The following is a 25,447-nucleotide window of genomic DNA, read 5'->3' on the forward strand; positions in this document are numbered from 1 at the left end:
TCTCTTGGTGGGATGGGACCTGCGGAGGGCGGCCCGCGCGGCACGGCACGGCGGCACGGGTCACGCACGGGGCCGTGCGTGACCGGCGTCCGGAAGGAGCCCGCGTCGGGTGCGCGGGGCGTGGGACGGTGCCGGGCCGCCCGGGGCGGGCCGCCCGGTCAGTGGGCGGGGGGCTGCAGCCGGTGCGTCAGGGCGGTGAGCGCTTCCATGGCGGAGCCGAGGGCGCCGAGTTCGCCGTCGGTGAGGGACGTCAGGGCCTGCCTGAGGTGCTCGGTCTCCAGCGCGCGCACCTCGGCCAGCCGCCGGCGGGCGGTGTCGGTCGGGTAGAGGTGGGCGATCCGCTTGTCGGTGCTGTCCTGCCGGCGCTCCAGCAGTCCCGCCTCGGTCATCTGCGAGACGAGGGTGCTGACGTTGTTCGGCTTCATCAGCAGCGCCTGTGCGGCCTCGCGCACGGTGGTGCCCTCGGACCGGGCGACGAACCGCAGCAGCGCGAGCTGGCCCTCGGGGGGCTTGGGGTGCGGGAAGTCGCGGGCGATCCGCCGGTCCAGGGCCCGGTACAGCGCGGGGAGGCATGCCGCGAGGCCGGCGGCCGTGCGGTCGATGTCCCGGCGGGGGGCGCTGGAGGAGTCGGTCACCCGGCGTGAATAGATATGGGGCTATAGCTATGTCAAAAGAGGTATGCCGTAAGAGGTATGGGGCCCGGCGCGCTCCGGTGCCGCCCGCCGGCCGGCGGGGTCAGCGGTCGGTGAGCGGCGACACGGTGTCGCGTATGTCGAAGACCTGGTCGAGGCCGGTCAGGTGGAGCAGGCGCCTCATGTTGGCCGGTACCGCCACCAGGACGACCTCGCCCCCGGCCGACACGACGTGGTTGCGCACGGCGATCAGCGCGGTGATGCCGCTCGAGTCGCAGAACGCCAGGTCGTTCAGGTTCACCTCCAGCAGCCGGCCGGGCGCGACGGCGGCCGCCTCCTGGCCGCTGTGGCGCAGCTGCTGGGCGTTGGTGTGGTCGAGGTCGCCGGAGACGGCGAGGACGAGGCCGACGGGCGCGTGCGACGTGGTGATCGTCAGTGGCTTCATGCGGGTTTCAGGATCCGGTGTCGGTGCGGTCGGGGAGACCGATGGCGAGCAGGGCCGTGTCGTCGTCGAGTCCGTCGCCGAAGCCGCGCAGCAGCTCGGTCAGGCCGTCGATGACGCGCCGGGGCCCCGAGGGGGTGAGACCGGCGGCGAAGGATTGCAGCGCGTCGTAGCCGTAGAGCTCCTTGCCGGGGCCGATCCGCGCCTCGGTGAGGCCGTCCGTGTACAGCAGCAGGGTGTCGCCCGGATGCAGGGTGGTGCGGGCCGTGACGAACTGCGCCGCGGGCAGGGCGCCGACGAGCATGCCACCCCGGGTGGAGAGGTACTCGGCGCCGCCGTCCCCGCGCAGGACCAGCGCGGGAGGGTGGCCGCCGGAGGCCAGCCGGACGTGCACGCTGTCCCCCGCGCGTTCCAGGACGCCGACCACGGCGGTGCAGTACCGGGGGTCGTCACCGGTGTACCGCTCCAGCAGGACGGTGTTGAGCATGCCCAGGTTGGCGACGGGGTCGGGGTCGTGCAGGGCCGCGGCACGCAGGGTGTAGCGGGTGAGGGAGGTCAGCGCGGCGGCCTGCGGTCCCTTGCCGCACACGTCGCCGAGGAAGAAGGCGAACCGGTCGTCGCCGTCCAGCGCGAACAGGTCGTAGAAGTCGCCGCCCAGCTGGATCGGTGAGGCCGTGTGGTAGTGGCAGGCGGTCTCCACGCCCGGGATGTCCGGCAGGGTCGCGGGCAGCAGGCTCTGCTGGAGCACGGCCAGCGCCTCGCGCAGCTGCTCGCGGTCGGCCTCGGCCTGTCTGCGGGCGTCGTCGGCGGCGCGGCGGGCGCGCAGCAGTTCCTGCTCGTAGGCGCGCCGGTCGGTGGCGTCGAAGACGGTGGTCCTGATCAGCAGGGGTTCGCCGTCGTCGCTCCTCTTGACCGTCGAGGTGACGAGCACGGGCAGCCGGGAGCCCTGCGCGGTCTTCATCTCCAGGGCGATGCCGCCGAGGTGGCCCTGCATGCGCAGCAGGGGGGCGAAGTGCGTCTCGTGGTACAGCCTGCCGCCGACCGTGAGCAGGTCGCTGAAGCGGATCCGGCCCACGACCTCGTCGCGGGTCAGCCCGAGCCAGTCCAGCAGGGTCGCGTTGATCTTGGCGACGGTGCCGTCCATCAGGGTGGACAGGTATCCGCAGGGCGCCGACTCGTACAGGTCCTCCGCGGAGTCCTCCAGCAGCGCGCTGAAAGCGGCGCGCGTACTGGGTACGCCCATGCCCGACCCCTCGGAGCCACCGGTCGCCGGACTCATCGGCCGAGGCCCGAGACGAATGCCGAGATCGCCGACGCGGTCGCCTCCGGGGCGCTCAGCTGGGGGCAGTGGCCGGTGGCGGCCAGGGTGACCAGCTCGCTCCCGGGTATCACGGAGTGCACGTACGCGCCGACCTCCCGGGGCGCGATGGCGTCGTGCTCGCACTCCAGGATCAGTGTCGGCACGCTCACGCCCTCGAGGTCCTTGCGGCTGTCGGACAGGAAGGTGGTGCGCGCGAAGACCCGGGCGATGTCCGGGTCGGTGGCGCAGAAGCTGTTGGTCAGCTCCTGGCCCAGCTCGGGCCGGTCCGGGTTGCCCATGATCACGGGGGCCATGGCCGCCGACCAGCCGAGGTAGTTCGACTCCAGCGACTCCAGGAGTTCGTCGATGTCCTGCTCGGTGAAGCCGCCGCGGTAGCCCTCGTCGTCGATGTAGCAGGGCGACGGGCACACCATGACCAGTGAGCCGATCCGCTCCGGGGCCTCGGCCTGGGCCAGTACGCCGGCCATCGCGCTCACGGAGTGGCCGACGAAGACGGCGTCGCGCAGGTCCAGCTCCTCGCAGACCTCCACCACGTCGCGCGCGTAGCCGTGGAGGGAGGAGTAGCGCTCCTCCTGCCAGGCCGACAGGTCGGAGCGGCCGGCGCCCACGTAGTCGAAGAGCACCACCCGGTTCTCCCGGGCCAGGGCCGGCTCGACCAGACGCCACATGTTCTGGTCACAGCCGAATCCGTGCGCCAGGACGACCGTGCGGCCGGAGGGGCGGCCGGTCACACGGATGTTGTTCCTGCGGTGGATGCTCATTCGCCCATGCTCGCACGCCGGACGGGAAACCCGAACGGACGGCTGGATTCCAGATCGAGTGGGCCTCGTCACTGGTGGGGGGACTTCACGGCCGGCCGTCCGCCGGGGCGCCGGGGTGAGCACCGTCGGTCCTGGCCTCCAGCGCGCGCAGCACGGCCACCATGTCCTCACCGCCGTGGCCCTGCGCCACGGTCTCGCCGAAGAGCGCGTGGCAGACGTCGAGGAGCGGCGAGGCCACCCCCGCCGTGCGGGCGGCCCGCGCGATCAGCCGGTTGTTCTTCAGTACGTCCGTGGCGGCGGCCTGCACCGCGAAGTCCCGGGCGAGCAGTTTGGGCGCCTTCATCCGCGAGACGGCGCTGGCCATCGGGCCCGCGTCCAGGACGTCCAGGAAGCGGGCCCGGTCGAGCCCGTGCCGGTCGGCGAAGTGGAACGCCTCGGTCAGTCCGGTGACCTGGGTGATCAGGAACAGGTTCACCGAGAGTTTCATCAGCAGGGCGTTCGGGACGGGGCCGCAGTCGAACGTCTCACTGCACAGGGAGGCGAGCAGCGGCCGCACGGCCGTCACGGCGGCGGGGTCGCCGGCCAGCATCGCGACCAGTTGCCCCTGTTCCGCCGGCACCCGGGAACCGGAGACCGGGACCTCGGCGTACGCGCCGCCCGCGGCGCGGACGTCGGCCTCCAGGGCGGCCGAGTACTCCGGTGACGTGGTGCCCATGTGGACGACCGTGTGCCCGGCGACCCGGGCGGCGAAGTCGGGGGTGCCGCGGCCCAGCACCGCGTCGACGGCCTCCTCGTCGGCCAGCATGAGAAGCACGGTGCCGGCCCGCTCGAAGACCTCGGCGGGGCCCGCGGCGACCTCGGCCCCGGCGGCGCGCAGGGGCGCGCACCGGGCGGGGGTGCGGTTCCAGACGACGAGGGGCGTCCCCGCGCGGGCGAGGTTGAGTGCCATGGGCCGGCCCATGACACCGAGTCCGATGAAGCCCACGTGCACGACGCACCGCCGTTTCCGGGCCGCCCGGAGGCGCCCCTGCTATGACCGTCGTCATAGTAGCGGCTGTCATGACAGCGGTCATAGGGTGGCGGGAGAACGCGAGGAAGGGGAGGCCGGCGATGGCGGTGTCCGGACGGGGACCCCGGGAGCGGATGGTCTTCAGCGCCGCCCAGCTGATCCGGCGGGACGGGGTCGCCGCCACGGGGATGCGGGAGGTGGCCGCGCACGCCGGGGCGCCCCGCGGTTCGCTCCAGCACTACTTCCCGGGCGGCAAGGAGCAGCTGGTCAACGAGGCGGTGGGCTGGGCGGGCCGGTACGCGGGCGACCGCGTGGCCCGCTTCCTGGCCGCGCTGCCGGAGCCGACGCCCGGCGGGCTGTTCGCCGAGATGGTCCGCCAGTGGACCGACGAGTACGAGACCGCCGGCTTCGGTGGCGGCTGCCCGGTGGCCGCCGCCACCGTCGACCGGGCGGGGTCCACCGAGTCGACGCGGGAGGCCGCGACCGCCGCCTTCGCCCGCTGGACGGGCGCGGTGGCCCGGGCGCTGTCGGACATGGGTGTCCCCGCCGAGCGGGCCGGGCCGCTCGCCACCCTCATGATCAGTTCCCTCGAAGGGGCCATCCTCCTCGCCCGCGCCGAGCGGGACGTACGCGCCCTGACGACGGTGGCCCGCGAACTGGGACCCCTTCTGGACGCGGCGGTGACCAGCACCGACTCCGGGCACTGTGCCGAGGGGTGACGCCGTGTTGACTAAAGTGGGCGCGCCAGTACCCGGCCATTCATGGACCAGTGAGGTAAGCGCGAACCATGCCGACCGAAACGTTTGAGTTCCAGGTAGAGGCCCGTCAGCTGCTGCAGCTGATGATCCACTCGGTCTACTCGAACAAGGACGTCTTCCTCCGCGAACTCGTCTCCAACGCCTCCGACGCGCTCGACAAGCTGCGTCTGGCCGCGCTGCGGGACGACACGCTGGACGCCGACGTCTCCGACCTGCACATCGAGCTGGAGATCGACAAGGACGCCCGCACCCTCACCGTGCGGGACAACGGCATCGGGATGTCGTACGACGAGGTCGGGCAGCTCATCGGCACGATCGCCAACTCGGGCACCGCCGAGTTCCTGCGCGAGCTGCGCCAGGCGCAGGACAAGGCCGGCGCGGAGGGGCTGATCGGCCAGTTCGGCGTCGGGTTCTACTCGGGCTTCATGGTCGCGGACGAGGTCACGCTGCTCACCCGGCGGGCGGGCGAGGAGCGGGGCACCCGCTGGACCTCGCGCGGCGAGGGCACGTACACGCTCGAGGCGGTCGACGACGTGCCGCAGGGCACCTCGGTCGTCCTGCACCTGAAGCCGGCCGACCCCGACAACCAGCTGCACGACTACACCTCGGTCTGGAAGATCAAGGAGATCGTCAAGCGCTACTCGGACTTCATCACCTGGCCGGTCAGGCTCGTCGGTGAGGCGGGCGACGACGGCGAGGCGGCGGCGCCCGAGACGCTGAACTCGATGAAGGCGCTGTGGGCGCGCTCGCGCGAGGAGGTGTCCGAGGAGGAGTACCACGAGCTGTACAAGCACATCGGCCACGACTGGCGCGAACCGCTGCAGACCATCCAGCTGCAGGCCGAGGGCACCTTCGAGTACCAGGCCCTGCTGTTCGTCCCGTCGCACGCCCCGCACGACCTCTTCCAGCAGAACTTCAAGCGCGGGGTGCAGCTCTATGTGAAGCGCGTCTTCATCATGGACGACTGCGAGGCGCTGCTGCCGCCCTACCTGCGGTTCGTCAAGGGCGTCGTCGACGCGCAGGACCTCTCGCTGAACGTGTCCCGCGAGATCCTCCAGCAGGACCGGCACATCCGGATGATGCAGCGCCGGCTCACCAAGAAGGTGCTGTCGTCGGTCAAGAGCATGATGACCGACGACGCCGAGCGGTACGCCACGTTCTGGCGGGAGTTCGGGGCCGTGCTCAAGGAGGGTCTGGTCACCGACCCGGACCACCGTGACGCCCTCCTCGCGGTGGCGTCGTTCGCGACCACGCACGGCGACGACGGCAACCCCACGGTCACGCTCGAGCAGTACGTGGAGCGGATGCGGGACGGCCAGGAGGACATCTACTACATCACCGGCGAGTCCCGCGAGAGCATCGACAGCTCCCCGCACATGGAGGCCTTCCGGGAGCGCGGCATCGAGGTGCTGCTGCTCACCGACCCCGTGGACGAGGTGTGGGTCGACGCCGTGGGCGAGTTCGGCGGCAAGCCGCTGCGGTCGATCGCCAAGGGCGAGATCGACCTCGGCGCGCGCGAGGACGAACAGGGCGAGGACGACCGGGAGAAGCAGGCCGAGGAGTACGCGGGACTGCTCGGCTGGATGCGGGAGCGGCTGGAGGAGGACGTCAAGGAGGTGCGTCTGTCGACGCGTCTGACGGTGTCCCCGGCCTGTCTCGTCGCCGACGCGAACGACCTGACGCCGGCGCTGGAGAACATGTACCGGGCCATGGGCCAGGAGGTGCCGAGCGCCCGCCGCATCCTCGAACTCAACCCGGACCACGCGCTGGTGAAGGGTCTGAACGAGGCGTACGGGGCGCGCGAGGACCGCTCGGAGCTCACCGAGACCGCCGACCTGCTGTACTCCCTGGCCGTGCTGGCGGAGGGCGGCCGGCCCAAGGACCCGGCGCGGTTCGTGCGGCTGATGGCCGACCGGCTGGAGCGCACCCTGTGAGGTGAGAGCGCGCCCTGCCCGTGCTCAGACGCGGGCCGGTTCGCCGCGCCCCGGCCCGCGGGCACCGGCCCGCGGGCACCGGCCGCGGCGGGTCGGCCCCCAGGGCTTGAGGACCGAGATCACCGTCACGAGGACGTAGGCGGAGAGGGAGACGACCGGACCCACGAGGACGTCGCCCCCGTCGGGCAGGGGGTGACCGGCGGTCACGGCCGCCGCGGCGGCGTCCACCCCCGGACGCAGCGCGAAGGCGGTCGCGGTGGTCGTGGCCAGGGTCAGCCAGAACTTCGTCCGGACCCAGCGGTGCCGGGCCAGTCCCCAGGGGGTGCCCAGGGACAGCACGAGGCCGCTGGTCAGGGTCAGGAGGGCGAACGGCAGCACGAGCCGGTCGGCGAGAAGCTTCATGGCCCGCACGGACGCCTCCACCGCGGCCGGCGACGCGGTGGTGTTCGCGGTGACGCCGAGTGCGAGCAGCCCGACACCGAGTCCGAGCCAGCCGGCGGAGGCGACGACATGGATGACGAGGTGGGCCCGGCGTGCGGGGCGGCTGAGTCTCACCCGCACCACGGTGCCGGGCCCGGACGCCGGGAACGTCCGACGGTGGGAGTAACCCCGCGTACGGACGTGGGCGTACGGCCCGGGGGTCAGCCCTCGCGCAGCCGGCCCAGCCGGGTGAGGGTGTGCCGGGCCGCGTCGGCGAGCCGGGGGTGGCCGCGCACGAACCGGCGGGCGGCCCTGGCCGGCTCCCGGCCCAGCCGGTAGGCGGCCCCGCCCGGTCCCGGGCGCACCACGGCACCCTCGTAGACGGGGAGTTCGCGGGTCTTGAGCGAGTCCTTGTAGCGGGCGGGCCCGCTGCCCAGGTCGACCATGCGGATCCCGTCGGCGGCCGCCGCCTCCAGCATCCGCAGCTGCAGCACCAGCCCCGGTGAGTACCGGCCGTGGTCGCGGTCGTACGCCGGGAACCACCAGGACAGGACGGTGGCCGAGCGCAGGCCGAAGTGGGCGGCCACGGGGCGGCCGCCGGCGTACAGCACGGAGAGCAGGCCGCGGCACTCGGGGTCGTCGCCGTGGGCGAGCAGCTCCACCAGCCCGGTGATCCACTGCTGCGCGAACCGGTCGCGGCGGCCGGTGCGCCGGTACTGGGCGGACTTCCAGCGCATCAGCGCCCGCAGCGCGTCCGGGTCCCGGGTGTCGTGGACGAACCGCACCTCGCCGACCTGCCGGGCGAGCCGGCGTTCCTTGGCCAGGACCTGTTTGACGAATCCCGGGGAACGGGCGCGCAGCCCTTCGAGGTAGTGCGCGTATCCCCGGTCGAGGTCGATCACCGGGTCGGCGAGTTCCTCTACGGCGTGCGGGACGAAGAGGTCCTGGCCGGCCTCCAGGTTGTCGAACTCCCACGAGGAGAGCGCGCAGGCGGCGAGCAGGGTGCGCGGGTCGAGCCGGATGCCGGGGCGCAGCACGGCGCCCTGGCTGTCCGACACCCCCAGTCCGATGGCCCGGCCCTGTCCCAGCGGCCCCTTCTCGTGCGGGAAGAAGCCGACCGGTGTGCCGTCGTCCTGGAGGACGGCCACCCTGGCCGCGGGGACGACCTGTCCGACGGCCGTGGTGAACACGGGGTCGAGGAACGGGTTCTCCGGGGCGCCCGACTCCGCTCGCAGATGTCTCCACGTCTTGTGCTCGCTCGGGCCCAGCTCGTCCGGGCGGACCACCAGAATGCGCTTTCTCTCCATGTCTGCCTCCTGTGTCGTCACGGGGGTACGGGACACGAGAAGGCCTGCGCGTCGTCGTGGGCCGGCTCGGGGGCCCGCAGGGGGGCGGTACCCGGCCGTGCGGCGCAGGCCGTGGGCGGTACTGCCCCGCTCAGCAGCGGAACGTCTGCAGGGCGGCGGTTCCGGGGGCGTTCCCGCCCGGTCCCCGGCCCGGTGGCGGGCCGCCCGGGCGCGGGTGGTGGGCGGACCGCCGGGGTGCGGTCGCCTGGGTGGCCGTGCCGGTGGCCGGGTGGTGCGCCGCGGCCGGTCCGGCGGCCCTGGGCGAGCGGGCCAGGGGGCGGTGGAGCGAGGCGTCGCCCTCGCCGGGGCAGGGCCTTCCGGCGCCTTCACGCGCCGCGTCGGCCGGCTCGTCGTACTGCGCCGCCGCGGGGTGGGCCGCCGGGGGCCGGTCCGCCGCGAGCGCCGGGGCGCACAGGTGCAGCAGGAGCATCGACGCCAGCAGGACGACTGCCGCTGCCCATCGAGACCGCACCGGTCACCCTTTCGATACGCGTCCGGCGGGGGTGGCCGCACCGGGCCGGTACCGGGCGGTCCCCCCACGCGTGTGCGCCCGGCACGCCTTCCAGTAGCGCCGAGCGCGTCCCGCCGCGTCAAGACCCTCGCGCCGCAACGGCGCGCACTGTGTCCGCACCGGCCGCACTGCTCCATCGGTGCCCCGTCCCTCACACCGGGGAGTGATCGTTCGGCCGGACGGACGGCGTACCGGGGCCGGCTCCGGGCACACGTGATCAGTGAGCTCCCCGGACTTCCTCTTCACCCTGCTCGGCGCCGGCGCCCTCGGCGCGGCCGTACTCCCCCGTGTGGTGGCCCGCAGGCCACTGTCGTTGCCCCTGGTGTTCCTCGTCTGCGGGGTGGGGCTCCAGCTGTCGCGGGTGCCGCTGCCCGGCATCGACCCGGTGTCGGACCGGGTGTGGGTGGAGCACGTCACCGAGATCTGTGTGCTCGTCTCGCTGATGGGCGCGGGACTCGCCCTGAACCGGCCCTTCGGCCGTCGCGGCTGGCGGGGCACCTGGCGGCAGCTGGGCATCACCATGCCGCTGACCATCGCGGCGGTGGGCGCCCTCGCCTGGGGCGTGCTGGGCTGGCCGGTGGCGGCCGCGCTGCTGCTGGCGGCCGTGCTGGCGCCGACCGACCCGGTGCTCGCCTCGGAGGTGCGGGTGGGCGCGCCCACCGACTCCGAGCACGACGAGGACGAGGTGCGCTTCACCCTGACCAGCGAGGCCGGGCTGAACGACGGCCTCGCCTTCCCCTTCGTACTGGCCGCCGTGGCGCTCGCCGCCGCGGGCGGCCGGGTGACCGGGGGCGGGGTCGCCCACTGGGCGCTGGTCGAGGTGGCGTACAAGTGCGCGGTCGGTGTGTGCGCGGGGCTCGCCGTCGGCGCGCTGCTCGGCTGGCTGTTCTTCCGGGCGGGGTGGCGGACGATGCGGCTGTCCGAGCACCGGGAGGGCTTCGTCGCCATCGGCGCCACGTTCCTCGCCTACGGGGTGACGGAACTGGCGCACGGGTACGGCTTCTTGGCGGTATTCGTCACCGCCTGCCGGATCCGTGCGGCGGAGCGCGCCCACGGCTTCCACACGGTGCTGCACGACTTCGTGGAGCAGGTGGAGCGGCTGCTGACCGCCGCGCTGCTGTTCCTGCTCGGGGTGTTCGTCGCCCAGGGCGGTCTGGCGGCACTGACCTGGCTGGACGCGCTGGTGGGTCTGCTGCTGCTGTGGGTGGTCCGGCCGCTGGCCGCGTGGGCCGCCCAGCTCGGCACGCCCGCCGGTCCCCGGGAGCGGCTGGTGATCGCCTTCTTCGGGATCCGCGGCATCGGCTCGCTGTTCTACCTGGCCCACGCGCTCGGCCACTCCGGTTTCGGCGTCGCGGCCGAGCGGTTGTGGGCGGTGGTGACCTTCACGGTGCTGGCGTCGGTCGTGCTGCACGGGGTGAGCGCCACCCCGGTGATCTCCCGCCTCGACCGGCTGCGGCGGCGCCGGGCCCGTGCGGGCGGCGCCGGTCCGGAGCCGGACGAGGACGAGGTGGCGGGCAAGCGGCTGTAAACCGGGCCCGGCGGCCGTGGTTCAGCCGGTCAGGGTGAAGGTCTGGGCGGCCGAGCCGGCGCACGGCTGCTGGGACAGCCGGGCCCCGTTCGCGGTGGAGGCGTTGTCGACGGTCAGGCACTTGCCGCTGTGCCGGGCGACGAACCGGTACCGCCCGGCGGTGCCGGTGCCTTCCGCACGCCACTGCTGGTTGGTGCCGCCCACGTACTCCCACAGGTGCGCCCGGGCGCCGTCGGCGGTGGCGCCGGGGCCGCCGTCGACGTCCCAGACCCTGCCGTTGTGCCGGTTGACGACCTGGTGGTGGCCGTCGCCGGTGGGCCGGAACTGCCAGTACTGGTTGGCGCCGGTGCCGCAGGCCCACTGCTGCAGCGCGGTGCCGTTGGCGGTGCCCCAGTCGGCGGCGTCGAGGCAGGCCCCGCTGCCCTCGTTCGCGACCCGGTACCAGGCGGCGGGGTCGATCGGGCCGGCCGGTGCGTCGGTGCCGCTCCAGGTGAACGTGGCGACGGCCCCGGCGGGCAGGGTGTGGGTGAGGGACCTGCCGTTGTCGGTGAGGGAGAACCGCTGAGCGCTGCCGGCGGTGTTGACGACGTAGGCGGCGCGGGTGCCGTCGGGGTTCTGGAAGACGACGTTCTGCACGCCTCCGGCGCCCTGGCTGGTGGAGCCGATGCGGGTGGCGCCGGGCTTGACGAACTTGCTGACGTGGCCGAGCACGTAGTACTCGGCGTTGCGGGTGACGTTGCCGCCCGCGATCTCGACGACGCCGTTGCAGCGGTTGGTGCAGTGGCCCTGGTGGGGGCCGCCGTTCTGGTCGAGGGCGAGGTTCCAGTTGATCACGGTCTCGCCGCCGTTGCGCATGTTCTGCACGACCAGGTTCTCCGCGTGCCAGCGCAGGGTGTCACCGAAGGTGGCGGCGGTGTCCGCGCTGTCGGTGCCGGAGCACTCGGTGAAGAAGACCCGCTTGCCGGCGTTCACGATCTGCTGCTGGGCGCCGACCTGGCCGCCGTAGCAGTGGAAGGCGGCGCCGATGACCCGGCTGATGCCCGAGGTGCGGGAGAAGACGTCGAGCGGGTAGTGCGGATGGTCCCAGTTGTGGTCGTAGGCCAGGATGTTGGTCGGCAGTCCGGCCGCGGTGAGCTTGGGGTCGAGGACCTTGAGGAAGTCCGCCTGCTGGGCGGAGGTCATCGACGTCGACGGGTAACTGGTGGCGAACTCGGGCTCGTTCTGCACCGTGAGGTCGGTGAGGGTGATGCCCTCCTGCGCGTACGCCTTGATCGCCTTGACCAGGTAGTCGGCGTACGCGCCGTAGTGCTCGGGGGCGAGGCTGCCGCCGTTGAGGGAACCGCCGGACTTCATCCACGCGGGTGGTGACCAGGGCGAGCCCATGAAGCGGATGGCCGGGTTGACGGCGGTGGCCTGCTTGAGCACGGGGAGGATCTCGGCGCGGTCGCGGTCGATGGAGAACCGGCCGGGGGTGTCCTCGTAGGAGTGGGGGTCGTTCGTGGCGTCGAAGTCGGTGCTGCCGAGCGGCTGGCGCAGGTAGTTGAGTCCGATGCCGTCGGAGCCGGTGGAGAACAGCGAGCGCAGCAGCGCGTCGCGCGTGCCCTGCGGCAGGCTCTGGACGAGATGGGCCGAGGCGCCGGTGACGGAGGCCCCGGCGCCGGTGAACCGCTGGCCCCTGCTGCCCGCGTCGACACGGATGTCGACGGACTGGGGGCTGCCGTCGAACGGGACGGCGCCCTCCGCGGAGAGCTTCTTGGCGCCGTCGGGGGTGGTGACCCACACCTGGGCGGTGGGGTCGGCCGCCTGGGCGGTTCCGGCGCCGGTGAGACCGAGACCGGTGGCGGCCAGACCGAGGGCGAGCGCGGCGGCCCGGGCCCGGCGGGGGCGGCTGGTTCTGCGGCGGCCGGTTCCGCGGGGGGATCCGGAGGTCAGAGGTGACACGGTGCGGCTCTCCTTCGTCGGGTGACGCGTGGGGTACGCCGGCCGGCCGTCGGGGAGGCGCCGGGCGGGCCCGGAGTGCGTGGGGTGCGCGTGGCTCCGGGTGCCGGGGGTGTTGGGGGTGTTCCTTCCGGCCGTGACGGCGGCGTTCCGTCGGAATGACGGCGCCATGAAAGCACACCCACTAAGTGGTTAGTAAGTGGTGTGCGTCACTTACTATGAGGCGTGCTTGAAGATCAACGACGTGAGGATCACCCCGGCCGTAAGCTGTCGCGGGTGAGTGACCAGTCGGTGGGCCGGCCCGCCCGCAAGGCCAGGACCGAGCCCCGCACCCCCCGCAGTCCGGAGGCCCGGCAGCGGCAGCGGGACATCCTGCACATCGCCATGGACACCTTCGCGGCCCGGGGCTACAACAACGCCTCGCTCGCGGAGATCGCCGAGCGCGCGGGACTGACCCAGGCCGGCGTCCTGCACTACTTCCGGTCCAAGGCGCTGCTGCTCACCAGCGTCCTCGAACTGCGCGACCGCACGGACATCGAACAGCTCGGGTCCGACCGCCCGCAGGGGCTCGCCTTCCTGCGCCACCTCGTCGACACCGCCCACCGCAACGCCGAACGCGAGGGCATCGTGCGGCTGTACGCCGTCCTGTCGGCGGAGTCCGTCACCGACGACCACCCGGCGCAGACGTACTTCCGCGACCGGTACACCGGGCTGCGGGCGTTCGTCACCGACGCGCTGATCGAGGCGTGCGGCCTGGCGGAGGCCGACCGGGAGCGGGCGCGCGACGCGGCGAACGCGGTCATCGCCGTCATGGACGGGCTGCAGGTCCAGTGGCTGCTGGCCCCCGACTCCGTGGACATGGCCGCCTCGACGGACCTGGTCATCACCTCACTCCTGACCACCCTCGCCCCGGACCGCTTCGCCCGCTCCGGCGAGTGAGGCCGCCGGCGGGGCGGGTCGCTTCATGCGTGCGGGGCCAAGCCCCTGTGCGCCGCTGAGACCGCTCCCCGGGGCGGGTCGTTTCCCTGTGCGCGGTGCCAGCCCCTGACCGCCGCCGCTGAGACCGCTCCCCGGGGCGGGTCGTTTCCCTGTGCGCGGTGCCAGCCCCTGACCGCCGCCGCTGAGACCGCTCGCGGGGCGGGGCATTTCCCTGTGCGCGGTGCCAGCCCCTGTCCGCCGCCCTTAGGCCGGTCACGGGTCGGACCGTTCCGTTGCGCTCACCGGTCCGCCCGTTGCCGCCACCGAGCCCGCCCACGGGACGGACCGGTCCGATGTGCGCGGCGGTCGCGTTCGGTGGACGCTGGGGATCATGCGGCGCAAAGAGGTGCGGGACGACGGGGAAGGCGATGTGGAGGCGGCGCTCGACGAGCTGTACGCGCTGCCGCCCTCCGGCTTCGTCGCCCGCCGCGAGGAACTGGCCGCGGCCGCCAGGACCGCCGGGCGGGCCGACGACGCCCGCCGCATCCGCGCCGCCCGCCGCCCCACCCTCGCCGCCTGGGCGGCGAACCTGCTCCGGCGCTCCCGGCCCGACGAGGCGGAACGGTTCCTCGAACTGGGACGGGCGCTGCGCGAGGCCCACGCCACCCTGGACCCGAGCGGGCTGAAGGAGACGTCCGCTCAGCGGCGGCGCATCGTCTCCGCGTTGTCCCGGCAGGCCGCGGGGCTGGCGCGGGAGGCCGGACACCCCCTGTCGGACACGGTGCAGCGGGACGTCGAGACGACCCTGCGGGCGGTGCTCGCCGATCCGGAGGCGGCGGATCTGTGGGCCGGCGGCCGGGTCGAGAGCACGCTCACACCACCCTCCGGGTTCCCTTCGGACACGCCCGGCACGCACGCCCCGGCACCCAAGGCGCCGCGCCCGCCGGCTCGTACACCGTCGACCACCGCGCGTACGCCGTCGGCCACGGCGCGGAGGAAGGACGAGCTCGCGGAGCGGCGGGCCGAAAGGCAACGGCGGTTGGCGCAAGCCAGGGAGGCCGCGCGGGAGGCCGGAGACAGGCTTCGTGAGCGGCGTACGGAGCACGAGGACGCCGATGCCGCACGGGAGCGGGCGGACGAGCAGGTCCGGGAGGCCCGGCAGCGGGTGTCGGCGGCCGAGGACGAACTCCGTGAGGCGCGGGCCGTGTTGGAGCGGGCGGAGCGGGAGCACGGGGAGGCGGAGGAACGAAGCCGCGGGACCACGGACGCCCTCGCCCGGGCCGAGCGGGACGAGAGGGAGGCCGCCCGGGAGGTCGAGCGGGCGGCGAAGGGGGCGAGGTGACCGGGGCACCGCAACGGGTCGGCCCCATCGCCCGGACAACGCGCGTCAATTGAGCCGCACATTGGCATAGACCTGACACGGTCGGCTCGCTAAGCTCTGCTCAAATCCGGTGAGAGCGCTCTCACACCGTGGTTGTTCCACCCCCACCATTGCTGGAACGACGAAGGGCACACCTTCCATGAGACGCACCAGACTCGCGCATGCCGGCGTGGCCGCCCTGCTCATGATCGGCGGCTGGACCGCGGCCGGCACGCTGCCGGCCTCGGCGCACGACGCCCCCGACTCCCCCACCGCCCGGGCCGCGGACCCCGCGCCCGCCTCCGCCGGCATGATGGAGGCCATGCAGCGGGACTTCGGCCTGACCCGCGCCGAGGCCGAGGACCGCCTCGCCGCCGAACGCGAGGCCACCGACCTCGCCCCCAAGGCCCGCAAGACCGCCGGTTCCGCCTACGGCGGCGCCTGGTTCGACGCCAAGAGCGAGAAGCTGACCGTGGCCGTCACCCCGGAGGCGGACGCCTCGACGGTCCGGTCCCTGCGCGCCTCCGGTGCGGCCGTCCGCACCGTCGAGCACAGCGCGCGCACGCTCGACGCGGCCAAGTCCCGCATCGACCGCCTCGACGCGCCCTCGGGCGTCAGCAGCTGGTCCGTGGACCCGACCGCCAACACGGTCGTGGTGAACGTCGTCGAGGGCCAGAAGGCTGACAACGATGTCCGCTCCTTCGTGGCCAAGGCCCGCGAGGCCGGCCCGGTCACCGTGCGGACCGTGGGGGCCCAGGCCGAGACCTTCGCCGCCGGAACGGTGGGCGGCGACCCCTACTACACCGGCAACGTCCGCTGCTCCATAGGCTTCTCGGTGCACGGCGGCTTCGTCACCGCCGGGCACTGCGGCGGGGTCGGCTCCCAGGTGAGGGGCTGGGACAACTCCTACATCGGCAACTTCCAGGGCTCCTCCTTCCCGGAGAACGACTACGCCTGGGTCAACGTCGGCAGCGGCTGGTGGACGGTTCCGGTGGTGCTCGGCTGGGGCACGGTCTCGGACCAGCTGGTGCGCGGTTCGGCCGAGGCCCCGATCGGCGCCTCCATCTGCCGCTCCGGCTCCACGACCCACTGGCACTGCGGCAACGTGCTGGCCAAGAACGAGACGGTCAACTACAGCCAGGGCGCGGTGCGCCAGATGACGAAGACCAGCGTGTGCGCCGAACCCGGTGACTCGGGCGGCTCGTTCATCAGCGGCGACCAGGCGCAGGGCGTCACCTCCGGCGGCTGGGGCAACTGCTCCGGCGGCGGCGAGACCTGGCACCAGCCGATCAACGAGATCCTCAACCGCTACGGACTGACGCTGCACACGGCCTGATCCCACACGCCGACAGCGCACGGGCCCCCGCCGGACGACCGGCGGGGGCCCGCTTCTCGTCGCGCCCGTCACGGCTCGGCCCCCGGGAGCCTCGACAATAGTTACCGGGACGTAACTTACCGAGGAGTTACCAGCGGTAAGTGAGCGCTGTTAGTTTCCGGTTGCACTTCCCTGGAGCAGATCGAGGAGTGAGCCGTGAGCCGAATCAGCAGCGTGCTGACCACCGTGGTCGCCACGACCGCCTGCGTCTGCGTGTCCGCGCCGCCCGCCGCCGCGGGCGAGCCCGTGGTGTCGCGGGGCGTCACCATCCCCGCCTTCTACACCCCGCCCGCCGAACTGCCCGCCGCCAACGGCGTGCTGGTGCGTCACGAGCCCCTGCGCCTCGGGCTGAGCCTGCCCGGCCTGGACGGCCGCCGGCTGCCCGGCACGGCGACCCGCCTGATGTACACCTCCACCGACTCGGGCGGGCAGCGGGTCGCCGTCACCGGCGCCTACATCGAACCGTCCGCGCGCTGGACGGGCGCCGGGCCCCGCCCGCTGGTGGTCGTCGGCTCCGGCACCATGGGACAAGGCGACCAGTGCGCGCCCTCGCTCGCCCTGGAGCACCCCCTGACCCTCAACGGGCAGACGGTGTCGCTCGGTTACGAGAACCTCGCGGTCCACCGGCTGCTCTCCACCGGCGCGGCCGTCGTCGTCACCGACTACGTCGGCCTCGGTGCCACCGACCGGCTCCACACCTACGTCAACCGCCTCGACCAGGGGCACGCCATGCTGGACGCCGCCCGCGCCGCCCGCGCCGTGCCGGGCGCGTCCGTCACCACCGCGTCCCGGGTGGCCATGTACGGGTACAGCCAGGGCGGCGGGGCCAGCGCCTCCGCGGCCGAACTCCAGAGCGCGTACGCACCCGACGTCCCGCTCGTCGGCACCTACAGCGGGGCGCCGCCCGCCGATCTGACCGAGGTGATGAAGGGCATCGACGGCAGCGCCCTGGCCGGGGCGCTGGGCTGGTCGATCAACGGGTTCGCCCAGGCGGAGCCGGAGGTGCGCAAGGTCGTCGAGGAGAACATCAACGCCACCGGGCGCGCCGCCCTCAAGGACATCTCCACGGCCTGTGTGGGAGACGCGATCCTCGGTCACGGCTTCACCCGGAGCACCGAGTGGACCGCGAGCGGGAAGTCCCTCGGCGAGATCATCGCCCGCGAGCCCGGCGCGCAGGCCGTCCTGGACAAGCAGCGCCTCGGGATGACCAAGCCCACCGGGCCGGTCCGGCTGGCCACCGGCGTGCAGGACGACATCGTGCCGCACGAGCAGGCGCGCCGGCTGGCGGCCGACTGGTGCGAGCGGGGCGGCGACGTCACCTACAAGGCCGTCCGGCTGCCCAACCTGGGCGACAAGCTGCTCACCAACCACCTGGCACCGCTCCTCACCGACCAGGGCGACGCGGTGGAGTGGCTGACCGACCGGCTCGCGGGCGAACCGGCGACGTCCAACTGCCCGGCCGTCCCGGTACGGGACTGACCGGCCGGAAACGGCGCGAGCCCCGTCCCTGTGATGCGGGACGGGGCTCGCGGTGGAGCGCCGGGCAGGCCTTGCACCTGCATCTCCCCGCAGGAAGCGGGGCGTCTTTCCTTGGACCACCAACGCACGGCCGGGCTCCGGGGATTCCGTCGCCGTGACGTGGGACAACCATAGCGGTGATCGCCCCAGTAGTCACATCAGTCACATGAGCGCCCCGGCGGGGGCCCTGTCGAAGTTGCCCTCGACCTCGGTCCGTTCCGCCGCGTTCGGGTAGGCGTTGGTGCACGTGGTGCCCGCGCTGGCGCCCGACATCAGACGGGAGCAGGGACCGGGCTTGCGGTCCGGCAGGCCCAGCATGTGCCCGAGCTCATGGGCCGCGATGCGGACCGTGTGGTGACCCTGGTCCACGGCCTGGCGTCCGATGTACACCGTCCCGGTGCCCAGGGAGCCCGGCACGGCGCGCGGCCAGCCGTCGTCCGCGAGGACGCGGATGTCGGCCCGTTGACCGGAGGCGGCCGGGCGCAGCTCGACGGAGTCGACGCTCTCGTTCCACACCGCCGCGCCCCGGTCGACCGCGGACCGGAACTCCGCGGCGCCGCTCGCGTCGTAGGTGAGCACCCGGGCGGCCACCGCGGGGCTCGCGGCGGGGGCGGACGGGGCGGCCACCGCAGGGCCGTCCAGCAGGGGAAAGGACATCACCAGAACAGCGGCCAGGCCGCCGGTCAGCGTACGGATGTGCATGGTCGACCTCCTGTGGGGGGAAGGGCAGTCGTGCTCATGCCACTGCCTGCGCCTCTGCCCACTGACACGGCACTCAATCCCTCCGGCGGACCGCCGGCCCATTCAGAAGCGGTGGTGCTGAATGCCATGCGGGGGATCGGTTGGACTTCCTGATCTGTGCGGGGGCACTGTGGACAGGGCTCACACCATGCCACGGGACGCCCCGCCCCGCACCACCCGGAGACCCGATGAACCACGTCAGCAACCCCGAACGCTACGACGGCACCATGCGCTACCGGCGCACCGGCCGCTCGGGCCTCGACCTCCCCCTGCTGTCCCTGGGCTACTGGCACAACTTCGGCGACGACCGCCCCTTCGAGACCCAGCGCGAGATCGCCCTGCGCGCCTTCGACCTGGGCATCACCCACCACGACCTGGCGAACAACTACGGCCCGCCCTACGGCTCCGCCGAGATCAACTTCGGCCGGCTGATGCGGCAGGACCTCGCGCCGTACCGCGACGAGCTGGTGGTCTCGACCAAGGCCGGCTGGGACATGTGGCCCGGCCCGTACGGCCAGGGCGGCGGCTCCCGCAAGTACCTGCTCGCCTCGCTGGACCAGTCCCTGAAGCGCATGGGCCTGGAGTACGTGGACATCTTCTACTCGCACCGCCTGGACGCCACCACTCCGCTCGAGGAGACCATGGGCGCCCTGGACACCGCCGTCCGCCAGGGCAAGGCGCTCTACGTCGGCATCTCCTCCTACGACGCCGAGCGCACCCGTGAGGCCGCGGCGATCCTGCGGGACCTCGGGACGCCGCTGCTGATCCACCAGCCGTCGTACAGCATGCTGAACCGCTGGATCGAGACCGAGGGCCTGCTGGACGTGGCGCAGGAGGAGGGCTTCGGGGTCATCGGCTTCACGGCGCTCGCCCAGGGCCTGCTGACCGGCCGCTACCTGGACGGCGTCCCGGGCGACTCGCGGGCGGCGGCGGGCAAGTCGTTCGACCCCGCGTGGCTGACCGAGGACATGCGCGGCCGGCTGCGCGTCCTGAACGGCATCGCGGCCCGCCGAGGGCAGTCCCTCGCCCAGATGGCGCTGGCCTGGGCCCTGCGGGACCCGCGCGTGACGTCGCTGGTCATCGGCGCCTCCCGCACCGAGCAGCTGGAGCAGAACGTGGCCGCGCTGGAGAACCTCGACTTCACCGCCGAGGAGCTGGCCGAGATCGACTCGTACGCCACCGACGGCGGCGTCGACCTGTGGCGCGAGGCCCGGCTGGGCAACCTGGGGTGAGCCGCGGGGTGTGAGCGGCGCGGGGAGGGGAACTGCGGTGCGGTGAGCCGCGCTCCCCGGCGCGGCGGACCCGACGCCCGGGACGGCCGCATGCAGACCTTCCTGCCCTACCCCGACTTCTGCGAGTCGGCGCTGGTCCTCGACCGGCGCCGGTTGGGCAAGCAGCGGGTGGAGGCGCTCCAGGTGCTGCGCGGCCTGATCGTGCCGGGCTACGGATGGCGCCGCCATCCCGCGGTGCGCATGTGGACGGGCTACGAGGAGGCGCTGGTGCGCTACGGCCTGGAGGTCTGCCGGGTCTGGCGCGACCGGGGCCATCAGGACAGCTGCGCCGCCACCCTCGTCGCCGACCTCGCCACGGTCCGGCCCGGCGCTCCGGTGCGCGGTCAGCGGGAGCTGGCCGAGGCCGGTGAGCTGCCGCCCTGGCTGGGGGACGACGCCGTGCACCGCAGCCACCGCTCGGCGCTGGTCCGCAAGGACCCCGCCGTCTACGCGGACCTCTTCCCCGGGGAGCCGGACGACCTGCCCTATGTGTGGCCGGCGTCCGACCGCGACCCGGAGGCGGTCGCCGACTGACCGGCGTCCGTACGTGCGCGGGGTTCGGCCCCCACGAGGCCGTGGGGGCCGAACCCGGCGCGCGTCAGCGTGCGGACAGGTACTCCTCGACGCCGGGAGCCGTGTGCGCCTCCTCCGCGTTCACCACGCCGCCCACCGCCTCGGCGTCGGGCTTGAGCACATAGGTCTCGACGCTCGCGGGACGGTCGACGTCGGAGAAGTCCTGCGCGGTGCCGAGGCCGGTGTCGGCGTTCTTCTGCGAGCGGTGGGCCTTGACCACGTCCTCCCGGGTCAGGCCGCCCGCCTCGCAGGCCTTCTTCAGGTCGGCGCCCATGAGCTGCGCGGCGTTGTACCCGGACAGCACGCCGGAGTCGACCGGCGAGTCCGGGTACTTCTTCCGGTAGGACGCCACCATGCGCTCGACGCCGGGCAGGTCGGAGCTGACCGCGGGCGCGGCGCTCACCACGTTCAGCATCGCCGCGAGGGCCGGCGCCGCGGGGGTCTTCATCAGCTGCGGCGCGAAGCCGGGGGCACTGCTGACGACCGGGACGCGCAGGCCGCGGGAGGCGGCCACGCCCACCAGGGAGGCCGTCTGCGCGGGCCCGGCGCTGATCAGGACGGCCTTCACGCCCTCCTTGCGGAGCGCCGAGACCTGGGCCGACAGATCGGTGTCCGTCGCCTTGATCTTCAGTCCGGTCACCTTCAGACCGGCCTTCCGCGCCGCCCAGGTGGAGCCCTCCAGCGCGTTGGCGCCGTAGTCGCCCTCGAAGTGGACGTGGCCGATGGTGTCGCCCTTCTTCAGGCCCTTGGCGCGGGTGAGGAACTCGACCGCGGCGATCATGTCGACATCGTAGGTGGTGCCGAGCACCTGGATGGCGTCCTTGCCGAGCAGGGAGGCCGCCCAGGCCTGCGGGAAGGTGAGCATCCGGTCCCGCTCGATGTCGTCGAGCAGCGCCGCGACCACGGGGGAGCCGATGACCTGGGGCAGTGCCACGACGTCCGGGGCGATGTCGGCGTACGCGGTGACCGCCTTCTGCACGTCGTAGCCGTGGTCCTTGACGACGATCTCGACCTTCCGGTCGCAGATGCCGCCCCGGGCGTTGGTCTCCTCGGCCCACATCTGCTGGGCCTGCACGATGCTCTTGCCGAGCGTGGCGTAGGGGCCGGTCAGGTCGGTGAGGGCGCCCAGCCTGATGGTGTCGGCGCCGACGCCGGGGCCGGTGCGGACGCCGTCGGCGGCCTCGCCGCCCTGGTCGCCGCCCTCCGCCTTGGAGCTGCATCCGGTGGCCGCGAGCAGCAGGGCGAGGGCGCCGGCGAGGACGGTCCCGGCGGTGCGGTGCCGGTTGCGGTGCCTGTGGTGCGTGGTGTTCACGGGGTGTGCTCCTTGGGTCGTGCGGCTGCGGCCGGTTGTGCGGGCGAGGCGGTGGCGGTGGGCGTGGACGGGGTGCTCCGGCGGCGCCGTACGCGGTCCCGGGCCCGGCGCGTCAGACCGTGCAGGCCGTCGGGTGCGTACAGCAGGACCAGGACGATGGCGGCGCCGTACAGGTAGCGGGCCGCCTCGGTGGGGCCCACGGTGCCGTCGGTGGAGCCGGGGGCGGTCACCAGCGGGAGCTGGTCGGCGTAGCGGGTCATCAGCAGCGGGAGCGCGGTGACGAACACGGCGCCGGCGGTGGCTCCGGCGACGGAGCCGAGGCCGCCGATGACGATCATGGCGAGGTAGTCGACGGAGAGGGCGAGCGAGAAGTAATCCGGGACGACACGGCGGAAGGCGAGCGCGAGCAGCACGCCCGCCAGCCCGGCGTACATCGACGACACCACGAAGGCCGCCGAGCGGTGCCGGGCGACGTCGACGCCCATGACGGCGGCCGCGGTCTCGCTGTCGCGCAGGGCGGCCAGCGCCCGGCCGGGACGTCCGCGCAGCAGGCCGCGGGCGGTGAACCAGGTGAACGCGAACAGGGCCAGGCCCAGGAACCAAAGGCGTTCCTCCGCCCCGAACGGGACGCCGAGGACGGTCAGTTCGGGGCTGTCCGCGCCGAAGGTGAAACCGCCGAGGGTCAGCGGGGGCACGGAGCGGCCGTTGAAGCCGCCGGTGACGGAGTCCGCGGTGAGCAGCACGTGGTGGCCGAGGAAGACCAGCGCGAGGGTGGCGATGCCCAGGTAGATCCCCTTGACCCGGGCGGCGACGGGACTGAACAGGCCCCCGGCCGCCCCGGCGAGCAGCACCGCGAGGAGCGCGGCGAGGGCCGGGGGCAGTCCGGGGCCGGGCTCGCCGGCGAAGTAGGCGTAGCCGTAGGCGCCGACGGCGAGGAAGAAGGCGTGGCCGAGGGAGAGCTGGCCGGCGGTGCCGCTGAGCAGGGCGAGGCCGACGGCGCCGATGGCGGCCGCCATGGAGAACAGGCCGATCCGCAGCCAGAAGGCGTCCAGGTAGAACGGCGGCAGGCACAGGAGGACGGCGAGCGGCAGGAGCCGGGCCCCGCGTCGGGTCAGGGCCGTGCGCGGACGGTCAGACACGGGCCGCTCCCTTCGCGCCGAACAGCCCGGTGGGCCGTACCAGGAGCACCAGCAGCATGACGGCGTACGGGGCGACGTCGCCGAAGCCCTCGCCGAGGACGTGCAGGTCGGACTGGTAGCCGCCGACGAGTGCCTCGGTCAGGCCGATGATCAGGCTGCCCGCGAGGGCTCCGGCCGGGGAGGCGAGGCCGCCGAGGATCGCGGCGGGGAAGGCGTTCAGCGCGATCTGGCCGGTGGTGCGTTCCAGTCCGGGTGCGGGGAAGGCGGCGAGGAACACGGCGGCCAGCGCCGCGAGCGCGCCCGCCAGGCACCAGGCCCCGGCGCGCACCCGGCCGAGCCGTACGCCCATCAGGGCGGCGGCCTCCAGGTCCTCCGCCGCCGCCCGCAGCGACAGGCCCCACGAGGTGAACCGGAAGAGCGCGAAGACAGCGCCGATGACCAGGGCCGACACCACGATCGCGGCGAGCCGGCTGTCGGCGACGGTCACCGGTCCCAGCTCGGTCACCGAGTCGCCCCAGGGGTCGCCGAGCGACAGCAGGTCGCCGCCGATGCGCCGGGCGAGGTCGGTGAGCAGGACGATGTCGATGCCGATGGTGACGATGGTCTGCACATGGGCGGCGTGGGCGTCGTGGCCGCCGCGTTGCAGCAGGAGGCGGTCGAGGGCGCCGGCCAGGGCGGCCGTGGCGAGGACCGCCAGGGCGAGCGCCCCGGCGAAGCCGAGGTCGTCGTGGAGGACGGCGATGAGGTAGCCGCCGAGCAGCAGCAGGGAGCCGTGGGCGAAGTTGAGGACGCCGGAGGCCTTGAAGATGACGACGAAGCCGAGCGCGACCAGCGCGTAGACGGCGCCGAGTGCCAGTCCGCCGAGGACGTTGTCGAGGAATCCGGTCATGCCGCCTCCTCCCCCGGTGCGTCGGTGCCGAGGTAGGCGCGCAGCACCTCGGGGTCGCGGCGGACCTCGTCGGGGGTGCCGTGGGCGATGGGCCGGCCGAAGTCGAGCACGGTGACGTCGTCGGCGAGGCGCATGACGAGGCCCATGTCGTGCTCCACCAGCACGACGGACAGGCCGAGTTCGGCCCGGACCTCCCCCACCACCTCGACGGTGCGGGCGCGTTCGGCGGCGTTCATGCCGGCCACGGGTTCGTCCAGGAGCAGCACGCGGGGCTCCAGGCAGAGGGCGCGGGCGAGTTCGACGCGCTTGCGGTCGCCGTACGGCAGCAGGGCGACGGGGCTGTCGAAGTGGGCGCCGAGACCGGTCAGTTCGGCGATCTCGCGGGCCCGGCCGAGGTGCTCGCGCTGTTCGCGTACGGCCCTGGGCAGGCGCAGCGCGCTCGCCGTGAAACCGGCGCGGGACAGGGCGTGGCGGCCGAGCATCAGGTTGTCGGCGACGGTGCCGTGGGTGGTGACGATGTTCTGGAAGGTGCGGGCCACGCCGAGGGCGGCGATACGGTGCGGGGCGAGCCGGGTCAGCTCGGTGCCGCCGAGCGTCACGGAGCCGGCGGCCGGGCGGCACAGGCCGGACAGCACGTTGAAGCAGGTCGACTTGCCGGCGCCGTTGGGGCCGATGAGGGCGTGCACCGAGCCGGGGGTGACGGTGAAGGAGACGCCGTCGAGGGCGGTGAGCCCGGCGAAGCGCACGGTGACGTCCCGCGCGTCGAGCACGGGCGGCGGGGCGGAGGGGCGGTCGTTCACGCGGCCCCCTGGTCCTCGGCCTGCTCGCCCAGGTAGAGGCGGCGTACGGCGTCGGTGCGGGCGAGTTCGTCGGCGGGGCCGGACAGCCGGGTCTCGCCGACCTCCAGGACGTGGGCGTGATCGGCGAGGGAGAGGGCCATGCCGGCGTTCTGCTCGACCAGGAGCACGGCGGTGCCCTGGGTGTTGATCTCGCGGATCACCTCGGCGATCCGGTACACCATCTGCGGTGCGAGGCCGAGGGAGGGCTCGTCGAGCAGCAGCAGGCGGGGGGCGGCCATCAGGGCGCGGCCGATGGCGAGCATCTGCTGCTCGCCGCCGGAGAGCAGACCGGCGGCCTGGTGGGTGCGTTCGGCGAGCCGGGGGAAGAGCGTGAAGACCCGGTCGCGGGCCTCCTGGACCTGGGCGCGCCCGCGCCGGCCGAGCCCGAGTCCGCCGGAGCGCAGGTTCTCGTCGACCGAGAGTCCGGCGAAGACCCGTCGTCCCTCCGGGACCTGGACGACTCCGGCGCGTACCGCCGCGACGGGGTCCCTGCCGTCGAGCGCCGTCCGGCCGTAGCGGATGCGGCCGGCCGTGATCGCGCCGCGGTGCAGGCGCAGGGTGCCGGAGACGGCGCGCAGCAGGGTCGTCTTGCCGGCGCCGTTGGCGCCGAGCAGCGCCACGACGGCGCCGTGCGGCACCGTCAGGGAAACGGATCGGAGGGCGGACACGGCGCGTCCGTACGTCACGTCGACGTGCTCGACATGCAGGGCGGGCGCCTCGTCCGGTGGTGCTTCGGGCATCGCGGCTCCTCGGGGCCGCGCCGCTCGGAGCGGCGGCGGCTTCGGGGGAAGGGGAGCTCACGACAGCACGGGCGCGGACGGCCGGTACAGGCTTCCGCGCCCGCTCGCTGCGGCGTACCAACAGGGGCGGCCGGGGGTTGTGCGGGTGCCCAGGCGGCCGGGGGGCGGTTCG

General features: G+C 73.5%; 24 protein-coding genes. 9 read left to right on the plus strand and 15 right to left on the minus strand.

Features of this window, described 5'->3' with window-relative positions:
* Positions 1–158 precede the first annotated feature (158 nt).
* The 5 genes from FHX78_RS01080 to FHX78_RS01100 form a co-directional block, all read right to left on the minus strand.
* Positions 159–635 (minus strand): MarR family winged helix-turn-helix transcriptional regulator, encoded by a 477-nt coding sequence (locus tag FHX78_RS01080; RefSeq protein WP_145865570.1) that lies wholly within the window; start codon positions 633–635, stop codon positions 159–161.
* Between the two features lie 100 nt (positions 636–735).
* On the minus strand, positions 736–1,077 hold the full coding sequence (locus FHX78_RS01085) for an STAS domain-containing protein (RefSeq protein WP_145865571.1): 342 nt from the start codon (positions 1,075–1,077) through the stop codon (positions 736–738).
* A gap of 7 nt (positions 1,078–1,084) precedes the next feature.
* Entirely contained in the window at positions 1,085–2,317 is a 1,233-nt protein-coding gene (locus FHX78_RS01090; protein ID WP_229924068.1) for a PP2C family protein-serine/threonine phosphatase, read from the minus strand.
* 32 nt (positions 2,318–2,349) lie between these two features.
* Positions 2,350–3,156, minus strand: a complete 807-nt coding sequence (locus tag FHX78_RS01095) for an alpha/beta fold hydrolase (RefSeq protein WP_145865573.1) — start codon at positions 3,154–3,156, stop codon at positions 2,350–2,352.
* A gap of 85 nt (positions 3,157–3,241) precedes the next feature.
* Positions 3,242–4,147, minus strand: coding sequence for an NAD(P)-dependent oxidoreductase (locus FHX78_RS01100; protein WP_145865574.1), 906 nt, complete (start codon positions 4,145–4,147; stop codon positions 3,242–3,244).
* A gap of 119 nt (positions 4,148–4,266) precedes the next feature.
* On the opposite strand from FHX78_RS01100, the gene FHX78_RS01105 reads away from it, so the two are divergent.
* Positions 4,267–4,884, plus strand: a complete 618-nt coding sequence (locus FHX78_RS01105; protein ID WP_145865575.1) for a TetR/AcrR family transcriptional regulator — start codon at positions 4,267–4,269, stop codon at positions 4,882–4,884.
* Between the two features lie 68 nt (positions 4,885–4,952).
* The gene (htpG, locus tag FHX78_RS01110; RefSeq protein WP_145865576.1) at positions 4,953–6,857 is read left to right on the plus strand and encodes a molecular chaperone HtpG; all 1,905 of its coding nucleotides are present in this window, start codon (positions 4,953–4,955) and stop codon (positions 6,855–6,857) included.
* 24 nt (positions 6,858–6,881) lie between these two features.
* Here the strand turns inward: htpG and FHX78_RS01115 are convergent, their stop codons facing one another.
* The 3 genes from FHX78_RS01115 to FHX78_RS01125 form a co-directional block, all read right to left on the minus strand.
* The gene (locus tag FHX78_RS01115) at positions 6,882–7,412 is read right to left on the minus strand and encodes a DUF2269 domain-containing protein (RefSeq protein WP_145865577.1); all 531 of its coding nucleotides are present in this window, start codon (positions 7,410–7,412) and stop codon (positions 6,882–6,884) included.
* An 86-nt stretch (positions 7,413–7,498) separates the two neighbouring features.
* Positions 7,499–8,584 (minus strand): GNAT family N-acetyltransferase, encoded by a 1,086-nt coding sequence (locus FHX78_RS01120; protein WP_145865578.1) that lies wholly within the window; start codon positions 8,582–8,584, stop codon positions 7,499–7,501.
* Between the two features lie 130 nt (positions 8,585–8,714).
* Positions 8,715–9,095 (minus strand): hypothetical protein, encoded by a 381-nt coding sequence (locus FHX78_RS01125; RefSeq protein ID WP_145865579.1) that lies wholly within the window; start codon positions 9,093–9,095, stop codon positions 8,715–8,717.
* A 259-nt stretch (positions 9,096–9,354) separates the two neighbouring features.
* Here FHX78_RS01125 and FHX78_RS01130 point away from each other — a divergent pair, with 259 nt between their 5' ends.
* Complete coding sequence (locus FHX78_RS01130; RefSeq protein ID WP_145865580.1) at positions 9,355–10,662, plus strand: cation:proton antiporter; 1,308 nt, start codon at positions 9,355–9,357, stop codon at positions 10,660–10,662.
* A gap of 21 nt (positions 10,663–10,683) precedes the next feature.
* On the opposite strand, the gene FHX78_RS01135 is transcribed toward FHX78_RS01130, so the two are convergent.
* Complete coding sequence (locus FHX78_RS01135) at positions 10,684–12,510, minus strand: RICIN domain-containing protein (RefSeq protein WP_229924071.1); 1,827 nt, start codon at positions 12,508–12,510, stop codon at positions 10,684–10,686.
* A 366-nt stretch (positions 12,511–12,876) separates the two neighbouring features.
* On the opposite strand from FHX78_RS01135, the gene FHX78_RS01140 reads away from it, so the two are divergent.
* The 4 genes from FHX78_RS01140 to FHX78_RS01155 all read left to right on the plus strand — a co-directional run bounded on the left by FHX78_RS01140 (position 12,877) and on the right by FHX78_RS01155 (position 17,732).
* Positions 12,877–13,539: a TetR/AcrR family transcriptional regulator gene (locus FHX78_RS01140; protein ID WP_268257223.1), complete on the plus strand. Its 663-nt coding sequence runs from the start codon at positions 12,877–12,879 to the stop codon at positions 13,537–13,539.
* A 370-nt stretch (positions 13,540–13,909) separates the two neighbouring features.
* Positions 13,910–14,860 (plus strand): hypothetical protein, encoded by a 951-nt coding sequence (locus tag FHX78_RS01145; RefSeq protein WP_145865581.1) that lies wholly within the window; start codon positions 13,910–13,912, stop codon positions 14,858–14,860.
* A 178-nt stretch (positions 14,861–15,038) separates the two neighbouring features.
* The gene (locus FHX78_RS01150) at positions 15,039–16,214 is read left to right on the plus strand and encodes a S1 family peptidase (protein ID WP_145865582.1); all 1,176 of its coding nucleotides are present in this window, start codon (positions 15,039–15,041) and stop codon (positions 16,212–16,214) included.
* A gap of 195 nt (positions 16,215–16,409) precedes the next feature.
* A complete protein-coding gene (locus tag FHX78_RS01155; protein ID WP_145865583.1) occupies positions 16,410–17,732 on the plus strand; it encodes a lipase family protein in 1,323 nt (440 codons plus the stop codon).
* Positions 17,733–17,933: 201 nt separating this feature from the next.
* Here FHX78_RS01155 and FHX78_RS01165 read toward each other — a convergent pair whose 3' ends face one another.
* Positions 17,934–18,473, minus strand: coding sequence for a snapalysin family zinc-dependent metalloprotease (locus FHX78_RS01165; RefSeq protein WP_145865584.1), 540 nt, complete (start codon positions 18,471–18,473; stop codon positions 17,934–17,936).
* A gap of 227 nt (positions 18,474–18,700) precedes the next feature.
* On the opposite strand from FHX78_RS01165, the gene mgrA reads away from it, so the two are divergent.
* Positions 18,701–19,744 carry an L-glyceraldehyde 3-phosphate reductase gene (mgrA, locus tag FHX78_RS01170; protein WP_145865585.1) on the plus strand — a complete coding sequence of 348 codons (1,044 nt, stop codon included), beginning with the start codon at positions 18,701–18,703 and terminating at the stop codon, positions 19,742–19,744.
* Positions 19,745–19,834: 90 nt separating this feature from the next.
* Positions 19,835–20,317, plus strand: coding sequence for an MSMEG_6728 family protein (locus tag FHX78_RS01175; protein WP_145871555.1), 483 nt, complete (start codon positions 19,835–19,837; stop codon positions 20,315–20,317).
* A 64-nt stretch (positions 20,318–20,381) separates the two neighbouring features.
* Here FHX78_RS01175 and FHX78_RS01180 read toward each other — a convergent pair whose 3' ends face one another.
* From FHX78_RS01180 to FHX78_RS01200, 5 genes are read right to left on the minus strand one after another with little or no spacing between them, the layout of a single operon-like run.
* Positions 20,382–21,668: an ABC transporter substrate-binding protein gene (locus FHX78_RS01180; protein ID WP_145865586.1), complete on the minus strand. Its 1,287-nt coding sequence runs from the start codon at positions 21,666–21,668 to the stop codon at positions 20,382–20,384.
* Entirely contained in the window at positions 21,665–22,807 is a 1,143-nt protein-coding gene (locus FHX78_RS01185; protein ID WP_145865587.1) for a branched-chain amino acid ABC transporter permease, read from the minus strand. Before FHX78_RS01185 ends, FHX78_RS01180 begins: the two co-directional genes overlap by 4 nt.
* Complete coding sequence (locus FHX78_RS01190; RefSeq protein ID WP_145865588.1) at positions 22,800–23,696, minus strand: branched-chain amino acid ABC transporter permease; 897 nt, start codon at positions 23,694–23,696, stop codon at positions 22,800–22,802. Before FHX78_RS01190 ends, FHX78_RS01185 begins: the two co-directional genes overlap by 8 nt.
* Entirely contained in the window at positions 23,693–24,496 is an 804-nt protein-coding gene (locus tag FHX78_RS01195) for an ABC transporter ATP-binding protein (protein WP_145865589.1), read from the minus strand. Before FHX78_RS01195 ends, FHX78_RS01190 begins: the two co-directional genes overlap by 4 nt.
* Positions 24,493–25,275 carry an ABC transporter ATP-binding protein gene (locus FHX78_RS01200; RefSeq protein ID WP_145865590.1) on the minus strand — a complete coding sequence of 261 codons (783 nt, stop codon included), beginning with the start codon at positions 25,273–25,275 and terminating at the stop codon, positions 24,493–24,495. Before FHX78_RS01200 ends, FHX78_RS01195 begins: the two co-directional genes overlap by 4 nt.
* Between the last annotated feature and the right edge of the window lie 172 nt (positions 25,276–25,447).

Source organism: Streptomyces capillispiralis (assembly GCF_007829875.1).
GTDB classification, from domain to species: domain Bacteria; phylum Actinomycetota; class Actinomycetes; order Streptomycetales; family Streptomycetaceae; genus Streptomyces; species Streptomyces capillispiralis.

Bases quoted from the DNA above. Each gene is read 5' to 3' on its own strand.
- FHX78_RS01085 (WP_145865571.1), bottom strand. From the start codon at position 1,077: ATGAAGCCACTGACGATCACCACGTCGCACGCGCCCGTCGGCCTCGTC.
- FHX78_RS01090 (WP_229924068.1), bottom strand. From the start codon at position 2,317: ATGGGCGTACCCAGTACGCGCGCCGCTTTCAGCGCGCTGCTGGAGGAC.
- FHX78_RS01095 (WP_145865573.1), bottom strand. From the start codon at position 3,156: ATGAGCATCCACCGCAGGAACAACATCCGTGTGACCGGCCGCCCCTCC.
- FHX78_RS01105 (WP_145865575.1), top strand. From the start codon at position 4,267: ATGGCGGTGTCCGGACGGGGACCCCGGGAGCGGATGGTCTTCAGCGCC.
- htpG (WP_145865576.1), top strand. From the start codon at position 4,953: ATGCCGACCGAAACGTTTGAGTTCCAGGTAGAGGCCCGTCAGCTGCTG.
- FHX78_RS01120 (WP_145865578.1), bottom strand. From the start codon at position 8,584: ATGGAGAGAAAGCGCATTCTGGTGGTCCGCCCGGACGAGCTGGGCCCG.
- FHX78_RS01145 (WP_145865581.1), top strand. From the start codon at position 13,910: ATGCGGCGCAAAGAGGTGCGGGACGACGGGGAAGGCGATGTGGAGGCG.
- FHX78_RS01150 (WP_145865582.1), top strand. From the start codon at position 15,039: ATGAGACGCACCAGACTCGCGCATGCCGGCGTGGCCGCCCTGCTCATG.
- FHX78_RS01165 (WP_145865584.1), bottom strand. From the start codon at position 18,473: ATGCACATCCGTACGCTGACCGGCGGCCTGGCCGCTGTTCTGGTGATG.
- mgrA (WP_145865585.1), top strand. From the start codon at position 18,701: ATGAACCACGTCAGCAACCCCGAACGCTACGACGGCACCATGCGCTAC.
- FHX78_RS01175 (WP_145871555.1), top strand. From the start codon at position 19,835: ATGCAGACCTTCCTGCCCTACCCCGACTTCTGCGAGTCGGCGCTGGTC.
- FHX78_RS01190 (WP_145865588.1), bottom strand. From the start codon at position 23,696: ATGACCGGATTCCTCGACAACGTCCTCGGCGGACTGGCACTCGGCGCC.
- FHX78_RS01200 (WP_145865590.1), bottom strand. From the start codon at position 25,275: ATGCCCGAAGCACCACCGGACGAGGCGCCCGCCCTGCATGTCGAGCAC.